Origin of the sequence: Nostoc sp. FACHB-280, assembly GCF_014697615.1 — a bacterium.
Taxonomy (GTDB): Bacteria; Cyanobacteriota; Cyanobacteriia; order Cyanobacteriales; family Nostocaceae; genus Nostoc_B.
The window spans coordinates 1-23,659 of record NZ_JACJSD010000071.1 but is presented as its reverse complement, the minus strand read 5'-3'; the positions used below and the strand labels follow the sequence as shown (position 1 = coordinate 23,659).

18 protein-coding genes are annotated in these 23,659 nt (G+C 42.5%); 7 read left to right on the top strand and 11 right to left on the bottom strand.

Annotated features, from left to right (window positions below):
* Positions 1-440 precede the first annotated feature (440 nt).
* Positions 441-1,844: an aminopeptidase P family protein gene (locus H6G75_RS30435; RefSeq protein ID WP_190983627.1), complete on the bottom strand. Its 1,404-nt coding sequence runs from the start codon at positions 1,842-1,844 to the stop codon at positions 441-443.
* A gap of 91 nt (positions 1,845-1,935) precedes the next feature.
* Here H6G75_RS30435 and H6G75_RS30430 point away from each other — a divergent pair, with 91 nt between their 5' ends.
* The 3 genes from H6G75_RS30430 (at position 1,936) to H6G75_RS30420 (ending at position 8,766) form a co-directional block, all read left to right on the top strand.
* The gene (locus H6G75_RS30430) at positions 1,936-2,733 is read left to right on the top strand and encodes a PhzF family phenazine biosynthesis protein (protein ID WP_190983626.1); all 798 of its coding nucleotides are present in this window, start codon (positions 1,936-1,938) and stop codon (positions 2,731-2,733) included.
* A gap of 604 nt (positions 2,734-3,337) precedes the next feature.
* Positions 3,338-7,780 (top strand): nitric oxide synthase oxygenase, encoded by a 4,443-nt coding sequence (locus tag H6G75_RS30425; protein ID WP_190983625.1) that lies wholly within the window; start codon positions 3,338-3,340, stop codon positions 7,778-7,780.
* 413 nt (positions 7,781-8,193) lie between these two features.
* Positions 8,194-8,766 carry an ABC transporter permease gene (locus tag H6G75_RS30420; protein ID WP_190983624.1) on the top strand — a complete coding sequence of 191 codons (573 nt, stop codon included), beginning with the start codon at positions 8,194-8,196 and terminating at the stop codon, positions 8,764-8,766.
* Between the two features lie 116 nt (positions 8,767-8,882).
* Here H6G75_RS30420 and H6G75_RS30415 read toward each other — a convergent pair whose 3' ends face one another.
* The 6 genes from H6G75_RS30415 to H6G75_RS30390 all read right to left on the bottom strand — a co-directional run bounded on the left by H6G75_RS30415 (position 8,883) and on the right by H6G75_RS30390 (position 13,293).
* Positions 8,883-10,292: a collagen-like protein gene (locus H6G75_RS30415; protein ID WP_190983623.1), complete on the bottom strand. Its 1,410-nt coding sequence runs from the start codon at positions 10,290-10,292 to the stop codon at positions 8,883-8,885.
* 301 nt (positions 10,293-10,593) lie between these two features.
* Positions 10,594-10,800, bottom strand: coding sequence for a hypothetical protein (locus H6G75_RS33315; RefSeq protein ID WP_242051703.1), 207 nt, complete (start codon positions 10,798-10,800; stop codon positions 10,594-10,596).
* Positions 10,801-10,887: 87 nt separating this feature from the next.
* Positions 10,888-11,250: a DUF4288 domain-containing protein gene (locus H6G75_RS30405; RefSeq protein ID WP_190983622.1), complete on the bottom strand. Its 363-nt coding sequence runs from the start codon at positions 11,248-11,250 to the stop codon at positions 10,888-10,890.
* A 16-nt stretch (positions 11,251-11,266) separates the two neighbouring features.
* Entirely contained in the window at positions 11,267-11,614 is a 348-nt protein-coding gene (locus tag H6G75_RS30400; RefSeq protein WP_190983621.1) for a hypothetical protein, read from the bottom strand.
* A 50-nt stretch (positions 11,615-11,664) separates the two neighbouring features.
* Entirely contained in the window at positions 11,665-11,946 is a 282-nt protein-coding gene (locus H6G75_RS30395; protein ID WP_242051702.1) for a hypothetical protein, read from the bottom strand.
* A 156-nt stretch (positions 11,947-12,102) separates the two neighbouring features.
* Complete coding sequence (locus H6G75_RS30390) at positions 12,103-13,293, bottom strand: DUF4336 domain-containing protein (protein WP_190983620.1); 1,191 nt, start codon at positions 13,291-13,293, stop codon at positions 12,103-12,105.
* Positions 13,294-13,694: 401 nt separating this feature from the next.
* Here H6G75_RS30390 and H6G75_RS30385 point away from each other — a divergent pair, with 401 nt between their 5' ends.
* Positions 13,695-15,164 (top strand): aldehyde dehydrogenase family protein, encoded by a 1,470-nt coding sequence (locus H6G75_RS30385; RefSeq protein ID WP_190983619.1) that lies wholly within the window; start codon positions 13,695-13,697, stop codon positions 15,162-15,164.
* 11 nt (positions 15,165-15,175) lie between these two features.
* Here H6G75_RS30385 and mazG read toward each other — a convergent pair whose 3' ends face one another.
* The 4 genes from mazG to H6G75_RS30365 all read right to left on the bottom strand — a co-directional run bounded on the left by mazG (position 15,176) and on the right by H6G75_RS30365 (position 19,317).
* A complete protein-coding gene (gene mazG / locus H6G75_RS30380) occupies positions 15,176-16,000 on the bottom strand; it encodes a nucleoside triphosphate pyrophosphohydrolase (RefSeq protein ID WP_190983618.1) in 825 nt (274 codons plus the stop codon).
* 70 nt (positions 16,001-16,070) lie between these two features.
* A complete protein-coding gene (locus H6G75_RS30375; protein WP_190983617.1) occupies positions 16,071-16,793 on the bottom strand; it encodes a DevA family ABC transporter ATP-binding protein in 723 nt (240 codons plus the stop codon).
* A 53-nt stretch (positions 16,794-16,846) separates the two neighbouring features.
* Complete coding sequence (gene devC, locus H6G75_RS30370) at positions 16,847-18,025, bottom strand: ABC transporter permease DevC (RefSeq protein WP_190983616.1); 1,179 nt, start codon at positions 18,023-18,025, stop codon at positions 16,847-16,849.
* Positions 18,022-19,317 carry an HlyD family efflux transporter periplasmic adaptor subunit gene (locus H6G75_RS30365; protein WP_190983615.1) on the bottom strand — a complete coding sequence of 432 codons (1,296 nt, stop codon included), beginning with the start codon at positions 19,315-19,317 and terminating at the stop codon, positions 18,022-18,024. Before H6G75_RS30365 ends, devC begins: the two co-directional genes overlap by 4 nt.
* A gap of 123 nt (positions 19,318-19,440) precedes the next feature.
* Between H6G75_RS30365 and H6G75_RS30360 the strand changes: the two genes are divergently transcribed.
* From H6G75_RS30360 to H6G75_RS30350, 3 genes are all read left to right on the top strand, one after another.
* On the top strand, positions 19,441-20,265 hold the full coding sequence (locus H6G75_RS30360) for a TetR/AcrR family transcriptional regulator (RefSeq protein ID WP_190983614.1): 825 nt from the start codon (positions 19,441-19,443) through the stop codon (positions 20,263-20,265).
* 224 nt (positions 20,266-20,489) lie between these two features.
* Complete coding sequence (locus H6G75_RS30355; RefSeq protein WP_190983613.1) at positions 20,490-21,962, top strand: TldD/PmbA family protein; 1,473 nt, start codon at positions 20,490-20,492, stop codon at positions 21,960-21,962.
* Positions 21,963-22,167: 205 nt separating this feature from the next.
* Complete coding sequence (locus tag H6G75_RS30350; protein ID WP_190983612.1) at positions 22,168-23,508, top strand: TldD/PmbA family protein; 1,341 nt, start codon at positions 22,168-22,170, stop codon at positions 23,506-23,508.
* Positions 23,509-23,659 lie beyond the last annotated feature (151 nt).

Below are 23,659 nucleotides of genomic sequence, written 5' to 3'. Positions count from 1 at the left end.
ATTTAAGTCTGTGGGATAAGACTTTCGTGCCATAAGCAATTACGTAAATACACTGCATATCAGGTATTTTAATTCTTGCCGTCATCCCCTCCTACTCGCCTTTAGATTTACTTTATAAATAGCCTCTTAGTCCTAAAATTCACAAAAAAACATAAAATAATACCACAATATTATCGAAAAGATTTATTTTTTCGATTTAAAATCATAGAGTCATCTGAGTGGATTTTTAGAATATATCCCAACACTGAACGCACCGAGCAAAATGGTGTGTTATGGCTTTATTGTGAGCAGAGGGAGCAGAGGGAGAATGAATCTGCTCATTGTCTTTACTCTTCATTATTGGATAATTTGTTTTCTGGAAGTCCCTAAATAGCCTTTTAATATCATAGGTTGCGGAATATAAAATCTATCCCCCTTGTCCCCAGAAGATAGGCTAATTCCTAGCCTCTAGCCTCTCCATCCAGGCTGTTGACTAAAGCTTCTACTGTATCAGCATCATTTGGTAAGGCGGCTGTTAAAATTTCACTGCCATCGGTGGTAACTAAAACATCATCTTCAATGCGGATACCCCGAACATCGGCAAATTGTTCTAGACGCTCCCAATTGATGATGTTTTGATATTTAGCGTGATTTTGGGGATCATTTAAAATTGCTGGGACTTGATAAAATCCTGGTTCAATTGTGACAAGCATTCCTGGACGTAGGGGACGATTGAGACGCAGGTAACTTAAGCCAAAGCGATCGCTCCTGGTTCTATCATCTTCATATCCGGCTAAATCTCCCAAGTCTTCCATATCATGCACATCTAAACCTAGTAAATGCCCAATTCCATGCGGGAAAAACAAGGCATGGGCATCTATTTCTACTAAATCTTGGGGGTTGCCTTGTAAAATGCCTAAATCAACTAACCCTTCAGCAATCACCGTTGCTGCTAATAAATGAATATCTCGATACTCTACGCCAGGGCGAATTTTGGCAATGCAAGCATCATGAGCCGCTAAAACAACATTATATATATCTCGTTGCGTGGCGGAAAATTTACCAGACACAGGCCAAGTCCGGGTAATATCAGCCGCCCACCCCATTTCTGTTTCTGCACCCACATCAGCCAAGAGTAAATCACCAGGTTGCAGTGGGTGATGATATGCTTCATTATGTAGAACTTCACCGTGAACGGTCACAATACTGTTGTAAGAAGTAGTCATATTTTGGGCAATAATTACCCCTTCCATTGCCGCCCTAACTTCTGCTTCTTGTTTTGCTTTGGGAGTGGCTACCATCCCGGCTTTGTGTGCAGCCACACTCACAGCCGCAGCTTTACGTAATTCGGCTAAGGCTTCCCCATCGTGAGTCAAGCGTAAACTGACAATTGCCTTGGCTAACTCTAAATCTAACCCTTCTAAATCATAAGGTGAAGAAATTTCTCTGTGCAGAATTTGGGACTGTACAATGCTGGTGCGATAATTCTGCACAGGAATTGAGGCGGCACCATGACCACGGTGTTTCAACTCAGATAAAGTTCTCGCCGTATCTGCACCAATTTTGGCGGCAATTTCTTCGCGTTTGGGCATTTCACCGTGCCATAAGGCGCTACCGGGTTCGGGATCATCAATGAATAACTCTAGTTTGCCTGCTTCTAGGCGAATGGCGGCGTTGTGTAGAGGTAAACCAGCAAAGTAGAGAAAATGGCTGCTGGCGCGGAATGGATAGGTATTAGCTCGAAAGTTGCGGGTGCTGCTGCTTCCTGACCAGATAATTACCGGGAAATCAACTAATTGAGCTAGTTTTTGCCGTCTGTGGCGTAAAGTATCACTGAGGGTGTGGGAGATATGGTGAATTTGCATAATTTCAGACGCAAAGTGACGTAGAGAAGTTGCGTAAATCTTTAATGTACTCTCGTAGATATATATTGCTTCCATATTTTAGAGTAAGTTCATGGGACAAATCATTACTCAGGTTGATGCTTTTACCGATAAACCTTTTGCGGGGAATCCTGCGGCTGTTTGTGTTTTACCTGCACCAAAAGACGCTGACTGGATGCAGCAGGTAGCACAGGAAATGAATTTGTCGGAAACGGCTTTTTTGGTGAAACAAGATGATGGCTTTAATCTGCGGTGGTTTACGCCATCTGTAGAAGTGCCGCTTTGTGGTCATGCAACTTTAGCCAGCGCCCATGTGTTGTGGTCGCAAGGACATTTAGCAAGTGATGAGGTGGCGAGATTTCATACTAAAAGTGGCTTATTGATTGCCAAGCACCAAAATGAATGGATTGAACTAGATTTTCCTGCTAATCACTCACAAGTAACTAATGCACCATCGGAACTCAGTACGGCTTTAGGTGTAAATTACAAGGCTGTTTACCAAAATTCTCTCGGTTATCTCGTAGAAGTAGCATCAGAAGATGTAGTACAGCAAATGCAGCCGAATTTTCAACTCCTGAAAACTTTCCCGGTAGATGGTGTGATTGTTACTAGCACAACTAATCCAGGCTCAGAATATGATTTTGTTTCTCGGTTTTTTGCCCCAGCCTTGGGCATTGATGAAGACCCAGTAACAGGAGCCGCTCATTGTTGTTTAGCCACGTTTTGGCGCGATCGCTTGGGTAAAAATACTTTCTTGGCTTATCAAGCATCCCATCGCGGTGGTGTAGTTAAGTTGTATTACGACGGCGGCGATCGCGTACTTCTTTCTGGTCAAGCAGTTACCATCCTAAAAGGGGAACTCCTGAGTTAATAACCATAAAAGTAACATTTAGCGACAAGTTTGTAGTGATTTACACTTAAAAAATTGTATAATGCTAGTTCTAGTATTATCTAGCACGGAACTTTTAACTTAGTTAATGCACATTTAAGGAATTATGATTAAGTATATATGTGTAAATACCTGTTGAAAAGGTATCCAGAAATGATAGTTCCAGAATTAGAGTCAATTACTTAGAGATTTTCTACACAACTGATTAAGCAACCTCCAATCTCTTCTGATTTATTCGTTGGCTGACTCGTAAATTCTGTTTTGTAAAATTTGGCTTTTTGGCTTATCAAGAGTAGTTTGTAACCAAATCAAACTTATACCAAATCGATATGAAGTTGCACATATCTTGAGCCCCCTAACTCCCCTTAAAAAGGGGGATTTAGGGGAGATCGAATTCTATGCAGCCTTATAAAGAATTGGTATTACACACAAAGTTAGTCGGTTGAGACTGGCATTTTTGGGGTGTCGGGGTGTGATGATTGTTCACCTAAACATACCCTTATATCCCTACGCCCTTGCCAAACCATTGATTTGTAATTTCACTGTGTAAGTCAAACTTAACTATTTATCCCAGTAATTTTTAAACATGGATTACACTCAACAACTCATTCATTTAACAGAGATATCAGCCGCCGATTTTCCCGCAGGCAGAGATTTTAAATATAAATGTCGTGTACAAATTCTCTCTGAGCAAGGTCAAGAAATATTATCTAAAGATTTGTTTTCGCGGATGCAGCCAAGCTGGTTAGTGAATTTCACTAATTATAAAGACTCCGCGATCGCTATTACGCTGTGTTACCGTCAAGGCGACATGACCCAACCTTGGCAAGATGCTGGGACAGTTACCTTTGCAGCCCAAGATTTTCTGCATGGACATAACTCCATTGAACTAGAATTTCCGATTACTACCTGGAGTCTCGCACCCCACTTAACCCTCAAAGCCAGAATCACCCAAACTGTTGGTGAAGCAGGTAGCAACACCATCAAACTGTTAGCTAATCAGCCAATTCAGTCACGTTTTCAACTTAAACCCACCGTCACCATCGACAAAGAAGTTGAAATTCCTGAACCTATTAACCTGACATCCCAAGAAGAAGTAATTGTCAAAGATGTCTGGAATAAACTGCGGGCTTGGAAAGAACTGCAAATGGAAAAGTTCTTAAAGCGGCTGTTGTTAGAAGAACCAGAATTAGAACATATTTTTGGGGAAGCGATCGACAGTATGACAGATTACTTTTATGAGTTATTTGACTACTGTATTCACCAACTCCAACCCCACACTCAAAATATCATTTCCGAACCTCTAACAGGTGTACCTTACGAAACAGGCGATGACTTTGATACCGTCGAAGATTACGGGGCTTTGTTTGCGGATATTGGGATGCGTCCTCACCACTGGGTAAAAGCGCGACAAGTGTGGATGTGGATGTTACCTTCGATTCCTTATCTAGAAGAATATGACCGCCAAGATTTAGCGAAAGGTGTCAACTCCGCACTTTACAAGTTTTTCAATAGTAATATTATTGTGCCGATGGTAGAGGCAGTACGTTGCTACGAAGCTGCTTTACCACCAGAATTACTCAAGCAAATGGCAGATACTTGGCAGGTATTTAGCCAAAATAAACAAGAAATGGGGATGGTCTTTTATCAAACCTTGTTTGAAAAATATCCCTTTGTATTGCCAATTTTTGGCAGAGCCGATATTGATTATTTATCGCTACACCTGTTCCAATCGTTAGACTTTCTCATGCGTTGCTTGCGGAGTGAAAGCACAGATGAACTGTTGCTAGAACTGCGGTTATTGGGACAAATTCACGGTAGTGTCGGTGTGCCATCTTGTGCTTATCCTGCCATTTCTGACACAATGTTTGTCTTGTTTGAAAAATATGTGCCGAATTTTAGCCCAGAATTGCGGCGGGCTTGGCAGACATTGTTTAATCGCGTCACCAATGTGATGAAATTGCCCAAGCTAAATGAAGAGCGATTACTGAAAAAAGCCGAGCAATTCTTGGAAGTAATTGCTAGTGAACAAGGTTGGGAACCAGAACATCGAGCGCGACGTTGGGCAGAAATTCAAGCCGAAATTAAAGCCACCCGGACTTATAATCACACCTACGAAGAATTGGCTTATGGCGCACAGTTAGCTTGGCGGAATGCTTCTAAATGTATTGGTCGGATTCAGTGGAATAATATGGTGGTGCGTGATTGTCGCCATGTGACCGACCCCGATGAAATGTTTCAAGAATTACTCGAACATTTGCGCTTAGGCACCAATGGCGGCAATGTTCAAGTGATTATGACCGCGTTTCGTCCCAAACTCCCCAAAGAACGCTGGGGGCCGCGGCTGTGGAATTCGCAACTACTACGTTACGCCGCCTACGAACAACCAGATGGTAGTGTGATGGGCGATGGCGCTAACTTAGATTTAACCAACGCCATCATAAAATTAGGTTGGCAACCACCCGAACCGCGCACACCCTACGATATTTTACCGATAGTTATTGAAGTGCCGGGAATGGAGCCGAAGCTGTATGAATTCCCGCAAGAGGAAATTTTAGAAATCGATATTGAACATCCCACCATTGCCGAGTTCAAGTCTTTAGGGTTGCGCTGGTATGCAATTCCCGCCATCAGTAATTTCCGCTTGGATATTGGTGGGATTAGTTACGCCTGTGTACCCTTCAATGGCTGGTATATGGGTACAGAACTGATGCGCGACTTCTTAGAAGAAGGGCGTTACAACAAACTCGAAGACATCGCCCAAATTCTGAAATTAGATACCAGTTCTGAGCATACCTTATGGCGCGATCGCGTGGCCTTAGAATTAAATATCGCCATCCTGCATTCTTTCCAAAAAGCTAAGGTGACAATGGTAGACCACCAGTCTGCCTCACGCCAATACCTCACCCATGATTTGCGCGAAAAGAAAGCTGGTCGAGAATGCCCAGCCGAATGGGGTTGGGTGCTGCCCCCCGCAGGCGGTAGTGTTTGTCCGGTATGGCATCACCAAACACGGGATTTTTATTTAGAGCCAGCTTATCATCACGCCGCCGATCGCTGGGCAGTAGAAGATGGCATTGACTTAGAAAAAATCACCACATCTCTAGCAGAAGATGACAACAAAGAAGACCGGATTTTGATTTTGTACGCCTCGGAAACCGGTACCGCCGAAGGTTTTGCCCGGACGGCTGCGCGACAATTAAATCGTTACCGTCCCAAGGTGATGGCGTTGGATGAGTACGACAAAACTCATTTAAGTTCCGAAAAACTGGTGTTGATTGTTACCTCCACCTTTGGAAATGGGGAAATGCCAGGAAACGGTAAACAATTCTTGTTCTGGTTGAGAAAGCAACCCCCCGGTTCATTGATGAGTTTAAATTATTCTGTTTTGGGACTGGGTAGCACAGTTTATGAACAATTCTGTGCGGCGGGAATTGCTGTGGATAAAGCCTTGGCGCGTTCCGGTGCTAACTGTATTGTGCCTCTACATAAAGCCGACGAAATCAAAGGCCAAGCTGATACCTTCAAACAATGGCTGAGATTAATTAGCCGTGTCTTGGGTGAAGATGCGACTGCGGCGGATGGGACGACTATTAACGCACCTCAATTACAGGTGAAATTCCTCACTGGTAACGCTGGCGAAAACTTGGCTGTGGCGGAGAGTGGCGAACGGGGGATAGAAGTACCTGTAATTGCTAATCAAGAATTGTTGCAAGAAGTTGTTCCCGGTAGCCGTTCCACCCGGTTTATTAGCTTTGATATTGCCAATACTCACCTCAACTATGAAACAGGTGATCATGTGGCAGTATATCCCAATAATCCCCCAGAATTGGTACAGCGAATTTGCGATCGCCTGAATCTGACACCCGACACCTACTTTAGTGCCAGTTACGTCACCGGCGATGGCCAGGAAACCGAAGATAAACCACCAGTTGCCGTACCTGCAACCGTTGGTCATGTTTTGTCAGAAGAATTAGATTTAGCTTTGCGGGAACCATTCAATGATTTATTGGCATATTTACATTTTGCTACCTCAAACCCCGCAGAAAAACAACGCCTGGAAACTTGGTTAGAAATTCTTCGCCAAGGTGAAGACCACCCCGACAGCATTGCGCTCACCAAAAACATCACCGACAATTACATGAGCGTGGCTGATTTATTCGATGAATTTCCGGGTGCGACCATTACCCTTGCCGCTTTACTAGAATTACTACCAAAACAAAAACCACGTCTGTACTCCATTTCCTCCTGTCCGTTATTGCATCCCCAGCAAATTCAAATCACCGTCGGGGTGTTGCAAATTAAGACCGATGCAGGCAAAGTCCGTCAGGGACTATGTTCTAATTACCTCGCTGGACTGCAACCAGGAACCAAAGTGCGAATTGATGTGCGTACCTCCAGTTTCCGTCCACCCAGTGACCCAGAGGCAATGATGCTGATGGTCGGGCCAGGTACAGGAGTTTCACCTTTAATTGGCTTCTTACAATACAGAGAAGCCTTGGCGCGGCAAGAACAAACCCTAGCAGATGCAACTTTATACTTTGGTTGTCGCAATCACCAAGACTTCCTTTATCAAGAACAATTGCAGACATGGTACAGTCAGGGCGTGCTGTCAGAATTAAACGTGGCATTTTCTCGCCAAGGTGCTGAGAAAATCTATGTGCAGAGCTTGATGCAGCGCAAACCCAAAGAAATCTGGCAACTGCTGAGTCATCCAAAATGCCACTATTACGTTTGCGGCGATGCCAAAATGGCCGATGATGTTTATGAAGTTATGTTAGCGATCGCTAATGCTGAAGGTGGTTTATCACTGTTAGAAGCTATCCAGTTCTTTGACAAAATGAAACAGGAAAAACGCTTCGTCTCTGATGTTTGGGGCGTAACCCTCAACTATAAACAAGCCATCAAACAAGTACAGAAAGATAACTACTCCAAAGCTGAAAGATGGCTAAATCGAGTTAATCAATCAGCAGATGATCATGCACAAGTTACAGAGATAGCGCAACCATCAGTTGTCTATAATATTTGAGACATCATGACTCGATAACTTGCTGTTGAAATTCTGTAAAAAATTAGTTAGATATTCAGATCCCCGACTTCTTTAAGAAGTCGGGGATCTTGTTCTTCACCAATTATTGAGATTTTATTTATTTTTGTGAGCCTAATTTTATTCTCTGGTAAAGTAAAATTTAGGAATTCATGCTCTAAAAAATGTTCTTGTTATTAAATTCTGACTTCTGAATTCTTTCCATTCTCCTGGGTTATCTATTGACTGTTTTTTATTAATTGCCACAGTAATATATAGCAATCCTAAATCATTTGTGAAATTCTCTTTCTTTTCCTTCTTTGTGTCCTTTGCGTCCTTTGCGGTTCGTTAAAAAGAATACTTTTTCACAACTCAGATAGGATTGCTATATAAACGTTCCAAATAAAAACTGAGGCATGGAACAGACTTTATTTTTAGACTTTTTAGCCAGCTTACAAAAACTATTTGTAGGTTACATTCCGGCTGCTGTTTTCGGCAGTTTCATTGGATATTTTATTGGCATAAATGTTACAGTTTATCAGATTTTTAGAAGGATATTTCAGATACCACATAGCATTCCGCCTTTAGCCCTACTGCCAATTGCCCTCATCTTATTTCAAGATAGTGAACCTGCATCAGTAATGGTGATATTTCTTGCAACATTTTGGACAGTTATCATTAATGTAGCTATCGGTTTACAGCATTTTCGCAGACAAAATAATAACTTTCGGGCTGCCATATTTCATGTATTTCATTCATTGAAAGTTGGTATTTGGGTAGCGTGGTTTACAGTTATAGCCATAGAAATGCTAATTGGCCCCAGAGGATTAGGATTTATTCTCTGGGAAAGCTACAAAGCAGGTAATACTAATAGCATGGTTCAGGTATTACTCTACATTGGTATTATCGGCACTTTATTAGATCAATTTTTAGATTTCATGGGTTCTCTACTAGCACAGATGATTTCTGAAAACAAAAAATCGAGTTAACCTTTTATATAGTACAAGTCGGCATAAATAAACAGACTATAAAAAATTGCTAAAAGGCTTGTTGTATCGTTATTATTTCTTTTGCCTTTTACCTTTTGCCTTTTACCTTTTTACTTTTACCTTGTTGTACTAGGCTGACGAATTGCACTTTGCCAGTTAATAGTTTGCTTGGCGGAACGTCCGCCTAATGAACGTGTTGCTGTCACTTCAATATCAACATTAATACCAGGACTTAGGGCATTTTCTGGTATTTTTAACTTACCTAACGCCAAAATAAAACGATTATAGTCACGGGTGACAAATTCAGGTGGAAAATCACCTGTATAAACAGTTTGATAATCAGAGAACCCCCCAGAGTTATCTCGCGCCCGGAATTTCACGCGAAATTTAGTTTGCAGAACATCAGATTTTGCTGCTAAATCGACAATTTTTAAATTGAGATTTTCTCCCGCACCAGCAAATTCAGCTACTGCTAACCGAGTCACATCTTGTTTGAGAATTGCGTGATTCACGGTATAAGTTGTCAAATTATTCTCACTTTGACTGTTAGCATCAACCCACAAATCTTCAGGAAAAGTCACTTCTAGTTGTTTACTATCATTTAAAGCGACTGTGACAGCTTGATTACTAAAACTTTGACTCGGTTGTTTTTCCTGCCAAACTAACTGAAACGACTCTTCTAAACGCTGGTCAAATTCGCGGTATTCATCAGCAATGATAGAACCAGGGGCAAGTAATGAAGCTGCACCTGTACGCAGATTCCATTTATTTTTTGAGAGTGGGAATGGTTTACCGGCAAGTTCGGGAATTGACAGCTTGATGCTAGGAGTGTCAGCCGCCAAGGGTTCTTTACTATTGACAATACTCAACACTCCCAAGCGTCCGGTATTACCATCGCTACCGTCGCTACCGTTGCTTCCATTCCGCCCGTCATAACATCTGTAACGCTTCTTAGTACATTTGTAATCAGAACTCCCAGGAGTACCTTTGCAGGTTTGCACTTCCCAACTGCGCCTGCGACAATTGCAACCAGTCGTCCCACTACCCCCACGTCCACCGCGTCCGCCTTCCCCTGGGGTAGCACGCACCAGAATTTTGCGTAAGTCGGCTAAATTAGTGTAATAAGCCGTAACAGAACCGCCATTTCCGCCATTTCCGCCTTTACCGCCATCGCCACCAGCACCACCATTTGCTGCTTGAATATCATGATTTTTGTTCTCTGGTTGATAACCGCAGTCAGGGCGATAACCATATCCGCCGTTTTCGCCATCCTCACCATCTTGACCAGATAAATCGAGGTTGGCTGCTGAACCATCGACAAAAATAGTTTGATTTTGACCGTCGCGGCCGTCTCTCCCCGATCGCCCACTTGTCCCTTTACTCCCATTTCTGCCATAATCTCGATCAGCAAGGTAGTTGTTATTAGCGATCGCTGGACATAATACCGCACCAGAGGCAGGTAACAAGCTAGTAACTAAGCAAAATGTCAGTAAAAGTGGCAGTTTACCCCTAAGACTGTTGGACATCGAGTCAAACCTAAACTTTAGTAATATTTACGTAATCTGACGTTGTATGACAGGAATTTGCTCCTGATTTATACTCATACACTAAAGTCAGAAGTGTGAAGTATGAAGTATGAAATTAGGAAGCATCTCATTTTGTTGAATAAAAAACTCATCCTCGCCAGTTATCAATTACTAAAGGGTATCCTAATACTTGGATTGTTTGATAATGTTTAGTATTACCTGTGACTAAAATTAAGTTATTTGCGATCGCTGTAGCAGCTATTAAGACATCTGCTAATCCGATTGGTTGTCCTGATGTTTCTCAATCCGCTTGAATCAAACCTGAAAGTTCTGCACAGCTTTGGTTTAAAGGCAAGATTTCTAGTTGAGATAAATCTGCTAAAAACTCTTGAATGCGGTCATTGCGATTTATTCTCTTCCATCTCTTGATAATTTCAGAAACAGTAATTACAGAAATTGTGTACTGTTGCCATATACCTATATAGCCGAAACCATACCCAAAAACCACGGCGAGAAACTACAGGTGTTTGGATATATTTCACAGCATTGCGGATCGCTCACTCAGTGCGTTTGATTCTCGGTTAATGATAAAATCCTACAATTCCTCGTTAGACAATAAAGGTTCAAATGATTGGTAAGCTTCGTAATTGCGGAAATGGCGGGTATATAAATCAATACCATTTTCGGAAGAATCAAGGTCATCATCCAAAACTGAGTTAACATCTACTACTTGTTGCAGCGACCAAGTAATAGTTTCTCCATTTTCATTTTTATAGCTGACACTCTCATTCTTACCATACTCCACAGCCTTAGCTTTTGCTGCTTCTAAAGAAGTGGATTTTATTAAAACAAAGCTTTCTTGGTACAAAGGCTGATAATCAGGTTTGTCTGAAGATGATTTGTAGAGAATTATCGCTATGTAGAAAGATTCTTTTTTATTTATGCTTTCGGTTTTCATCAATAATTCTCCAAAGTTATTTTTTGAATCTGCCATCATTTAATAACTTCCAAGCTTTTTTACCAACAGCAGACTTGTTGTTCTTGATGTCTTCTAAATAAGATTTCAAAAACTCGCTGGGAAACTCTCGTCTAATTGATGCTTTGCGGCACACACTAATAAAAGTATCAGCAAATAAACTTAAGTTATCGTTGGCTTCACAACTATCGCCTGGTCTAAATTGGCTTATTAGTAAAGACTGCTGAGATAAGCTTGCATAGTTGTCATTATAGGTTAAATATGGGGAGTGAGCAGTAATAGGTTGTATCAACCATCCCATAGTTAACAGACAAACCAGTGGTTTTGGTAGATATTTGTGCAGCATATAGTGAGAATATAGCTCAGTTATTATTTTTTCATATATAGCGAACTATTTTACTGCCGCAACCAAGAGCGAAGCCAACGCCACAACCGACGCAACCACGCCCAAAAACCACGGCGAGAAACTACAGGTGTTTGTGGTTGAGATAGACGCTCAATTCTATCATTGCAATCTTGCACATCGGCATCGAGTCCCATTTTTTGATATAGTTCACGAGCATTGCGATAAGCACCAAGCGCGTCTGATTCTCGGTTGACGTTTTCTAATGACAAACCTAAGTTATACCAAGCGTTTGCTTCCCCGCGAATATCGCCTATCTCCCTTGATATTTCCAAAGACTGCTGGTGGAACTCTATCGCCTGCTGCTACTCTCCCAGGGAAGGCTAAAACCCTCTTCTTTCCTGACTTGAAAGTGCTGAGTGCTGAGTTGGAAGAAGTTTCAGCAAATCTTTCTCCTTCTGCCTTCTGCCTCCTGCCTCTTCCCAATGGTATTACACCTTCTCCTTGGGCGGAGTAGCGATACCCTGCTTGAGTAAATTTGCTTCTAGTTCTTTGATGAATTGACAGTCTTTTTCTAACCAAGGCTGACTTTCTGCACTGACTGATGGCTGCTTTTCTAAGAAACTAAATGCTTGGCGGAATTGCTGGGGAGTGGTAGCAATAGGCGCATCAAAATGACAAGAAATAATTTGGTGAAAATTCCATTTTGCAACTTTGTTAGCCCAGTCGATGACTTGTTGTGGTGCTTGGGGCAGAATGAGAGTTTGCAAAATGGGGGCGACAAATGGACGACCATTACCACTCAGAGCATAAAATGACTCTTGCCAATTTGTTTGCCAACGAAATGGATATAAACCGAAATATGCTTTACGAGAATGGTTTGGGGCTTGCCAAGCTTCGCGGAAACTTTCACCGAGTCCTGTGATATCTAATGCACTGGGACGGAAATAAATCGCAAATAAGGCAATACGCTGCCATCCTTTAAGGCGGTTTGCGGGGTTATCTTCAATGGGTTGGAGGGCATTTTCTCTGGCGTGAAATAGCAAGGGGTATGGGTCTAATTGCAAGATAGCTGGAGGATTTTCCGAGATAGAGATGATTGTATCGGTTAACAGTAGGGTGTGCGATCGCTTGTGAAAAAATGCCACTTCCACAAAAGAACCTCGTCCCAAGTTAATATCTAACACTTCATACTCAAAATCATCTGCAAACGGCGCAAGACTCGCATCTTCTGGTAGTTGCTGAGTTCTGTTTTGGGGAAACCCTAGCCAACTCAGTGGTAAATTAAACGGAAAACTCCATTGATGAGGCGCAACAAACACCTGCGCTTGCGGAAAGTTTCTCGCAAAGGGGCCGACGAAAACCTTGTGTTCAAGACCAGAACTGGTTGGTAAAATAATGTACTTCACCTCACCATGTTTTGCTACCAATTCCTGCACCATCCGCACACATTCTCTAGTTGCTGCTACAGGTGCATAAACCAACAAACCACCACCTGTCAGCTTCACCACAGTCATCCGAATCGGCACAATAGTGTAGAGAATGCCATGCAGTTGGTCGAATGTCCAAATTGTATCTTTCACAATTTCTTGGCAAAGTGTTCGCCGTTGGTTGTAGGGATAAAAGGGAACAACAGGCCAAAACTGCCATGACCAATCTTTTGGGTTGTTGCTGAGATACATAGATGAATTGACCCAATCCTAATCTCTTGCTATGTCATTATCCTAAAATACTCAAAGCTTGCAGCGCGTAGTTTAAATAGTTGGTCATTGGTCAGTTTGTCAGACACATACAGGACTTACGCAAAAATTCCCACAAAGCTTAATTTATCGAACCGCCAAGTCGCCAAGAACGCCAAGAAATCATAGAGTCTGCGTAAGTCCTAACATAGAAATATTGCATTCTTGTGAACCCAGAGTGCAGACGTTTTTGCTCTTTTTTGTGAGATATTATGACTCCTGATTTCTGTTCATTCGGGGAAAATCAAAAGATTTATAAAGAAAATTGTTCATAATACTGTATTCCAGACAACATAATTAATAGATTTCAGCCAATTTTTCTCCAAAAACTTTAGGAGGGCCTGATGGTTACAACGAAAGAACCGAAACAGCAGGTCAAAATCGGCTCAACCAAACTGCTGATTAATAATGAGTGGGTAGATAGTGTCAGCGGTCGCCGATTTGCAACAATCAATCCAAGTACAGGTGATATGATCTGCCAAGTGGCAGAAGCAGATGCAGCCGATGTCGATAAAGCCGTGCAAGCAGCGCGTCAAGCCTTTAAAAGTGGGGAATGGCGCAATATGTCTGCAACCCGTCGGGGTGAGTTGCTTTATCGGTTAGCTGATTTAATTGAGCAGAATATTGACGAGTTAGCGCGACTAGAAACCCTAGATAACGGCAAACCATTACAAAATTCTTTAGGAGACTTGGGTTTAGTTATTGCCTGTTATCGCTACTATGCAGGTTGGGCTGATAAAGTCCAAGGTAAAACTATCCCAATTAACGGCCCTTATTTTTGCTACACCCGTCATGAGCCTGTGGGGGTAGTTGGGCAAATTATCCCGTGGAATTTCCCCTTGTTAATGCAGGCGTGGAAATTAGCCCCAGCTTTGGCAACTGGTAATACTGTAGTGATGAAAACGGCGGAACAAACACCGTTATCAGCATTGCGGGTGGGAGAGTTAATTATTGAGGCTGGTTTTCCCCCAGGGGTAGTCAATCTTTTATCAGGATACGGCCCAACGGCTGGAGCGGCGATCGCATATCATCGAGACATCGACAAAGTTGCTTTCACAGGTTCTACAGAAGTAGGACACCTGATTATGGAAGCGGCTGCGAAAAGTAACTTAAAGCGTGTCACCTTAGAACTTGGTGGTAAGAGTCCGAATATTGTGTTTGCTGACGCAGACATGGATGCAGCGATCGCAGGTTCTCACGAAGCTTTATTCTTTAACCAAGGTCAATGCTGTTGTGCAGGTTCGCGGCTATTTGTCGAAGAAAAATGTTACGACGAATTTGTGGCTAGAACTGTGGAAAAAGCTAGACAGCGAATTGTCGGCGATCCCTTTGATTCTGCGACAGACCAAGGGCCGCAGGTAGACCAAGAGCAATTTAACAAAGTCATGAGTTACATCGAATCTGGGATGCGAGAAGGCGCTCAGATGCTTTGTGGTGGACAACAAGTAGGCGACAAAGGTTACTTTATTGCCCCCACGGTTTTTGCTGATGTACGTGATGATATGAAAATTGCCCAAGAAGAAATCTTTGGCCCTGTACTGAGCATTATTAAATTCAAGGATATTCACGAAGTCATCGAACGGGCAAATAACACCATGTACGGACTCGCCGCCGCCGTCTGGACACAGGATGTTACCAAAGTTCATGCGATCGCTAACAATCTCCGCGCAGGTACAGTCTGGGTTAATTGCTACGACGTATTCGATGCTGCTGCACCCTTTGGTGGTTTCAAGCAATCGGGTATCGGTCGTGAACTAGGTGAATATGGCTTACAGCAATACACCGAAGTTAAGACTGTTACCATCAAACTGTAAACTGGTATGTATTAAGGCTCCTTGGCAAGTTGGGCTTTTGCCTGTTGCCAGAGCGTTTCTAACTCATCCAAACTGTAATCAGAAAGGGGGCGGTCAACCACTGCCTCCATTTTTTGTAACCTTTGGACAAATCGCTGATTTGTCCCTTGCAAAGCGGCGCTAGGGTCAAGATTATACCATCGGGCAAGTTGCAGCACAGCAAATAATAAATCCCCTAATTCTGATTCTTGACGTTCTGGTGTTTCCTCCGCCAAAGCTTGTTGAAACTCTGCCAACTCTTCGTGAAACTTTGCCCACACACCATCAATGTTTTCCCATTCAAAGCCTACCGCCGCCGCTTTTTGGGAAATTTTCATCGCCGCCATCAACGGGGGAAGAGTGCGTCCGTAGCGACTGAGTTTAGCACTGAGCTGGTGTTTCTCTGGGGTTGGTTCACCTTTTTCCGTCGCTTTGATTTGTTCCCAGTTTTGCCGCACTTCATCTACATTCTGTACTGACACATCACCAAAAACATGGGGATGGCGACGGATGAGTTTTTGGGAAATGCCTTGGGCGACTTCTTTGAGGGAAAATTGCTGATATTCGCTGGCAATTTGGGCTTGTAAAACAACTTGTAAAAGTAAATCGCCTAATTCTTCAGTAATTGCTGCTTGATCATCACTTTTAATCGCGTCCACCACTTCGTAAGCTTCTTCAATCACGTAAGGTATGAGAGTTTGGGGAGTTTGTGCCAAATCCCAAGGACAACCACCATCAGGCGATCGCAATTTTGCCACCACATCAATTAATTCTTGTAAAGCCGCCAATGTTTCAGCCTGATTTTGATTGCATTCCATAACTCACCTGTCGCCCAGCTAAATACTTCTTTACCTTAAGCAAAGCATGATGAGTATTCAACTTGCGATATTAATTTTCCATAGCTACAGCACTCACCCCATCTCTCACCAGATGTCCATCTTCCATGTAAATAATTCGGTCAGCAATATCTAAAATCCGGTTGTCGTGGGTGACTAGCAAAATTGTACAGCCTTGCTCTTTGGCAAGTTTTTGCATTAATTCTACGACATCGCGCCCAGATTGTTTATCGAGGGCGGCTGTTGGTTCGTCTGCTAAAACTATTTTAGGCTGATTTACTAAGGCACGAGCGATCGCTACCCGTTGTTTTTGTCCACCCGATAAGCTATCAGGATAGTAATTCAGGCGATGTTCTAACCCAACTGCGGCTAACATTGCTTGGGAACGTGTCAACATTTCTTGGGGTGCAATTCCCGGATGTACTTCTAAACCCATACGCACATTCTGAATTGCTGTTAAACTACCGTGCAAGTTATGAGCTTGGAAAATATATCCATTACTGCGTCGAGCTTGGGTTAATTCTTCACTACTCGCATGACAAAGTTCTCGATTTAATACTTGTAAACTACCAGATTGGGCAGAACGCAAGCCACCTACTAAGGTTAATAATGTAGTTTTACCAGAGCCGGAGGGGCCAGTCATAATGATAATTTCACCAGCGTTAATGGTGAGGTTGATATTAAATAATACTTGTTTCCGCAGTTGCCCTTGACCAAAATAATGGTCAAGATTTTGGATGGATATAACAGGTTTAGAAAAGTAATTAGTTTCCATATCGAGTTTTTTACCTCACGCAGAGGCGCAGAGACGCGGAGAGTGATGAGTTTTTAAAACATATCGGCGGGGTCGGCGGATTGGAGTTTGCGAGTGGCGATTGCTCCAGAGATACTACACATCATTATTGTTAAAATCAACACAAATAATGCCCGACTTATGGTCATATATATGGGTAAGTTCGTCGCCGTGGCAGCTAATTGATAAAGTCCTAATGGGAAGATAAAGCCAGGAATAAACCCCAAGACGGCTAATATAATTGCTTCTTCAAAAATGACTCCGAGTAAGTAGGTATTGCGATAGCCCATTGCTTTAAATGTGGCATATTCTTTAATATGGGCATTCACATCAGTTGATAAGACTTGATAAACAATAATCACACCCACAATCACACCCATTGATACACCTAAACTGAAGATAAAACCAATCGGGCTTTCGGTTTTCCAATAATCTTCTTCAAATTTGATGTATTCTGCGCGGGTTAATACTTTGACATCTTCACTTTGGAGATGTAATTTTAATGCTGCTGCAACTTGTTGGGCATCATAACCTGGTTGAATATTAATTAAACCAAGATTAATACTGCCTACTTGTCGTTTTGGAAATAAGCGTAGAAAGTTTTCATCACTAGAAACTAATGTGCCATCAGCACCAAATGATGCACCTAATGTAAATCCACCACTCAGATTAATCGTGTGTTTATCTACTTCTGTGGTGACAGTTTTACCTGCGTCAAGTTGCTGAACAACTTCTTGATATTCACCTCTGGATGCGCGATCAAAAATGAAGCTATCTGGTAGTTTAATTTTGTCTAATTGACTTTGAACTCCGGGAATGTTTAAGGCTGATTGTTCCGGGTTAAAACCAATGGCTTGCATGGAGGTTTTGCTACGGGTTTGGGGATTTTTCCAAGTCAATAAACCGATATACATGGATGTAGTTGATTTCACACCGGGTACATCTGCGGCTTGCAACAGTCGTCGCCGAGAGAATGTCGCTAAATTCTGCATATTCCGGCTTTGGGGACTGAGCAAGATAATGTCTGCAACCAGGGCGCGATTTAGGCGGGTGTTGCTGTCATACAGTGCATTCTGAAAACCTAGCTGCATAAAAATCAGCACATCAGCAAAGGCAATACCAGCTAATGCAACTAACAAGCGGCTTTTATGATGACTGAGTTGCAGCCATCCCAAAGGTGTGCGGCGTTGCAGTTCTTGGATCATTCCTGTCATAGTTCAATTACCGCTTTGACTTGTAAATTGGTAAATTTGGCGGCTTTGGCGCTGGAAGCGTCATCTAGTTGCACATGAACTTCCACGATTCTAGAGTCAATATTTTCGCTGGGATCTGTGTTGATCACATTTTGGCGTTGGACTTTCCAGCCAATCCAATCTACGGTTCCAGACAATTCTCCAGGGAGAGAGTTGCTGGATATTCGCACTTTTTGTTGTGGACGAATTTTGCTGACATCGCTTTGATAAACTTCTACGACTGCATACATCTGGTTAGTTTGTCCAATTTCCACGATGCCATCGCTAGATACTAGTTCACCAGAACGTGTATGAATATCGAAGACTACACCATCTTGGGGCGATCGCACATAAGCTTGATCTAAGTTTGCCTTGGCTTGGCTGGCGGCGGCAACTGCCCGATTAATTTCTGCCTTTGCGGCTTGCACATCCACGGGGCGGACTTCGGCAATACTATTTAAACTGGCTGCGGCTGACTGGACTTGTTTGCTACCTGTTGCTGTAATTCGATCTAAAGCTGCCTTGGCTTCACTAATTTGTTTGCTACCAGTACTATCTATGCGGTTTAGATTGGCTTTGGCTTCGCTCAACTGCTGGGTGATTGTATCTACACTCAAGCGTTTACTGTCAAAGGTAGAAAGGGAAATTGCACCTTCGGAATATAGTTGCTGATAACGCCGAAATTCGGCTTCAGCATTTTTTAATTCTGCCGCTAATCTTTTAATTGTTGCCTGTTGAGCAGTCGTGTCACCTTGCCATTGTGCTTCTAACCGCGCAATAGTTTGCCTTTGTTCGGTTTCTTGACCTAAACTTTGGGCTTGTAAACGGGCAACTTCGGCTGTTTGGGCAGTAATTTCGCCTTGTTTCGCACCCGCTTGCACTTTCGCTAAATTTATCCTCGCTACTTTTACAGCTTCTTGAGCTTCTTGCCAAGCTGCCTGGAGGCGATCGCGGTTATCTAAAATGGCAATTAATTGCCCAGCTTTGACTGTATCACCTTCTTTTACCAGCAACTTCTCAACTCGACTAGTTTGACTAGCCGCAGGAGCCGACAGTTTAATGATCTCTCCCTTGGGTTCTAGTCTCCCTAACGCTGTCACCGTCTTAATTTGCGGTAAACTCACCTCAGTTGTGGCTGTGTTCTGAGTGGGCTTTGATTGCACTTGCCAAAATTTATAACCTGCGATCGCAATACCTAAAGCAGCTGCCAAAATTATCAGTTGGCGAGAGTTAGGCTTAAAGTATGCGGAACCTTTTGCTGCGGCATTACTCACCGTAAGCTCCCTTTTGTTTTAAATTCTTACTAAACTAGAATGTTTAGTTTTGATATTACTAAACTAAACTGTTCATTCCAGTAATGTCAAGAGTCACTCGAAAATTTTTAGGCGAAATGACCAATGAGCAATGAAAAAATTGATGCTATTCTCGCTGGAGCAATGCAAGAGTTTCTCGAAAATGGCTATGCAGCGACAACAATGGATAAAGTTGCAGCCGCAGCAGGAGTATCAAAAACAACTATCTACAGCTACTTTCGAGATAAAGAAACTTTATTTACCGCCCTTGTAGAGCAATTAGCACGGCAAAAAATTCTGCCACTATTTGACTATCAAGACCCGCAATTTTACCAAGACGACCCACAAATTTTGTTGCGGCGTTTAGCCATCAATGTCTTAGATAAAGGGACTAGTGAACAAGAAGCACTAAACTTCGTGAGATTAATTATTGGGGAATCTGGGCGATTTCCTTCCTTAGCGCAAATTTTCCTCAAACATATCGAAAAACCCGGTTTCGATTCGTTGAGTGAATACTTTACCGCCCATCCAGAACTGCAATTACCTGATCCTTTAGTAGCTGCACGTATATTTATTGGTGCATTAGTACATTTTATGATTCTTCAGTATATGCTTCATGGTCAAGAAATTGTGCCAATGGAGCGCGATCGCCTAATTGATAACTTAGTTAAATTAATTACCATTAACCTAACTCCTAAAACTGAACTTGCAGATAAATATGCCGGTACAAGACAGAAAACACCAAGACGCAAACGCACATCCTCCGGCAAATTTCAAACAGATTACAAATCAGAACCTAAACAGTTACGGTCAATTAGACTTACAGATACAGCCTGGGAAAAACTCGCAGAACTAGCGGCTGAAAATAACCTGAGCCGCAGCGAAATGATTGAAATCTTTGCCCGTCAAAGCAACTTAGAAAGGGAGTAGGAGAGATGGAAAAAAGTTTTTTCCCGTTGCTAATTAGTGTATATACATGGCAAATTTCAATTTGTGTATATACATGGATAAGGTTTATCTCCTCTGCACCCTTGCTCCCGTTTGGTAGGCGTAGCGGAACCACTACCTCCGGCATTTTGGTAAATTTGCTAGAGTGAACACACTAGGATTTTTCTGTTAAATCCCTGAAATTCAGCCAGCAGACGAGGCTACCCATGCTTACAAGTACCCTACTTCTCTCGAACCAACTACCAACTTTAAAATACTCCTCCACAACAGAACGATTCGATGAAACATGGGAAGCCCCCCTGGCAACCCTTTTGGGACTAGGACGCGCCGCCGGTGCTGACTTCATCGAATTTTTCTTAGAACGTCGCAACTACATTAGTTGTTTAGCAGAAGACGATGCCATCACCAGCATTTCGCCCAGTTTAGCCACAGGCGCAGGTGTAAGAGTATTTCGTGGCAAAGCCGACTGCTATGTTAGTACCAACGACCTTTCCTTTACTGGCTTAAAAGCAGCTTTAGAAAAAGGACTTTCCATTTTAGGGTTGCAACTACCCGCCCCTTATTCCTTCATCCCAGAAATCAACCTGGAATTATTGCGCGACTACGCCAGTAAAAGGGGTAAAGATGGTTGGTTGGGGCTGTGTAGTTCTATCCGCGAAATGGGAGAAGTCCTCTTAGATGGCACTGCGGCTCTGAATAAAAAAGCCAGTCATATCCAATCTCGCCGCGCCACTTATTTCCGAGACTGGCAAGAAGTTTTAGTCACCTCTAGCGATGGCACCTTTGCCCGTGACATTCGCCTCACCCAATCGGTAGGATTTAACTTATTGTCTGCTGATGGTGCCAATCGTTCTTCCATCGGTGAACGTGCCGGAAATACCAGCGATGCTAACTTCCTCAGAACCTGGGACTACACCCAAGCCGCCGAGCAAATAGCTGAATCTGCTGGCAAAATGCTGTATGCAGATTATGTGGAATCTGGTACTTACCCCATCATCATGGCCAATCACTTTGGCGGCGTAATCTTCCACGAAGCCTGCGGACACCTACTAGAAACCACCCAAATCGAGCGCAACACCACCCCCTTTGCTGATAAAAAAGGCGAAAAAATCGCCCACGAAAGTTTAACAGCTTGGGATGAAGGACGTTCTGATTATGCCTTCGGGACAATCGATATGGATGATGAAGGTATGCCAGCACAAAGAACATTACTCATAGAAAAAGGCATTCTCAAAAACTTCTTAGCAGATAGAGCAGGTTCTTGGCGCACCGGACACCCCAGAACAGGTAGCGGCCGCCGCCAAAATTATACCTTTGCTGCTGCCAGCCGGATGCGTAACACTTATATTGCCACTGGCGAATACACCAACGAAGATTTATTTGCCTCCATTGATAAAGGCATTTACTGTAAAAAAATGGGCGGCGGTAGTGTTGGCGCTACAGGTCAATTTAACTTTAGTGTTGATGAAGCTTATTTAATTGAAAATGGCAAAATTACCAAACCATTAAAAGGCGCAATTTTAATTGGTGAAGCCAAGGAAATTATGAATAAAATTTCCATGTGTTCTCAAGATTTAGAATTAGCTCCCGGCTTCTGTGGCTCCGTTAGTGGCAGTATCTACACTACAGTCGGACAACCACACATCAAAGTTGATTCTATCACCGTCGGCGGCCGTTAATCATTCATATATCAAACCACAGATGCACACAGATATCTGCGTCCATCTGCGGTTAATTTAAGGCATTGCTGAATGAGGGGATGAATTTGATGTCTTGGAAATTTTTAACTCCTTATTCTCTCTGCGTCTTTGCGCCTCTGCGTGATATAAATCATCCCGCAATTATGCAACGCCTAATTTAAAATCCAAAATCTAAAATTTGACTATGCCAAATATCACAGAAATCGCCAATTACGCCAAGGAAAATGCTGATAAACTTGGCATCAAAAAATTCGACATTTATGGCTCAACCATAGATGAAACTAGCGTCCAAGTAGATCAGGGTGAGCCAAAACAAGTTAAAGCTTCCAATCGCTCTGGCGTTACCGTACGTGTGTGGAATGAACAAAACACAATTGGCATTACCAGCACTACAGATGTAGACCCCAAAGGATTAGAATTAGCCTTAAAAACTGCCTACGAAGCTAGTTTCTTTGGTGTTAAAGAAAACGTTCCAGATTTTAGTCCAGAAGCAACAGTTCCTATTGCTCAACCATCAGAAGATAAAGCACCCCAAGCCCCAGTTTCTGAACTAATAGAAAAACTATTGGTAGCAGAAAAAGAATTACTGTCTGCTCATCCAGCAATTCAAGGTGTACCTTACAATGGTTTAGCACAAAGAGATATTGACAGATTTTATCTCAATAGTGATGGTGCAGTTAGAACCGAATCTCACTCCATAGCATCAGTTTATCTGTACAGCAAAACAGAAGAAGAAGATAAAAAACCTCGTAGCGGGAATGGTTTTAGAATCAGCCGCAGTGTTGATGAGCTTGATATTAATGGTTGTATCAAAGAAGCCGCAGACAAAACTATCAGTCACTTGAACTACGAAAAAGTCAAGTCCGGCAAATATTTAGTTGTCTTCTCTCCAGATGCTTTTTTAAATTTGTTGGGTGCTTTTTCTAATTTATTCAATGCTCAAAGCATTCTAGATAAGCAAAGTTTGTCTACACCTGATGATTTAGGCAAAGAAATTGCTTCGCCATTAATTTCAGTCTACGATGATGCACTGCATCCGGCTAATATTGGTGCCGAAACTTTTGATGGCGAAGGCACACCAACTCGTCAAGTAAAATTAATTGAGAATGGTGTACTTACAGGCTTTCTTCACAGTGCTGGTACAGCTAAAAGACTCAATGCTCAACCAACGGGTAATGCTAGTATTGGTGCAAAAGTCAGCGTCAGTCCTAACTTTTATCATGTCTTTGCTGCTGCAACCCCTGAGCAAGAATTTAGTTTAGCAACTGCGGAAAATGTCATTTTAATTGATGATTTACACGCTCTGCACGCCGGGGTGAAAGCTTTACAAGGTTCTTTTTCTTTACCTTTTGATGGTTGGGTAATTAACAAAGGTGAGAAGACAAGTATAGAATCAGCTACTGTTGCTGGTGATTTCTTAGAAGTTCTCAAGTCGATTGTTTGTGTAGAAAAAGAAGTCGAATTAACTCCAGGTGGTGTTGCACCTAGAATTTGGGTTGATGGACTTTCAATTACTGGAGAGTAAATATAGATTCTGTAATTCATTAATTAGGGTGTGTCATCAATTAGATAAACTGGAATCAAAACTGTTGAAGAAAACATAAATAACAGAAAAAGGATGACACGCCGATACGCACTACGAGATGACCAGTGGGAGAGAATCAAAAACCTGTTGC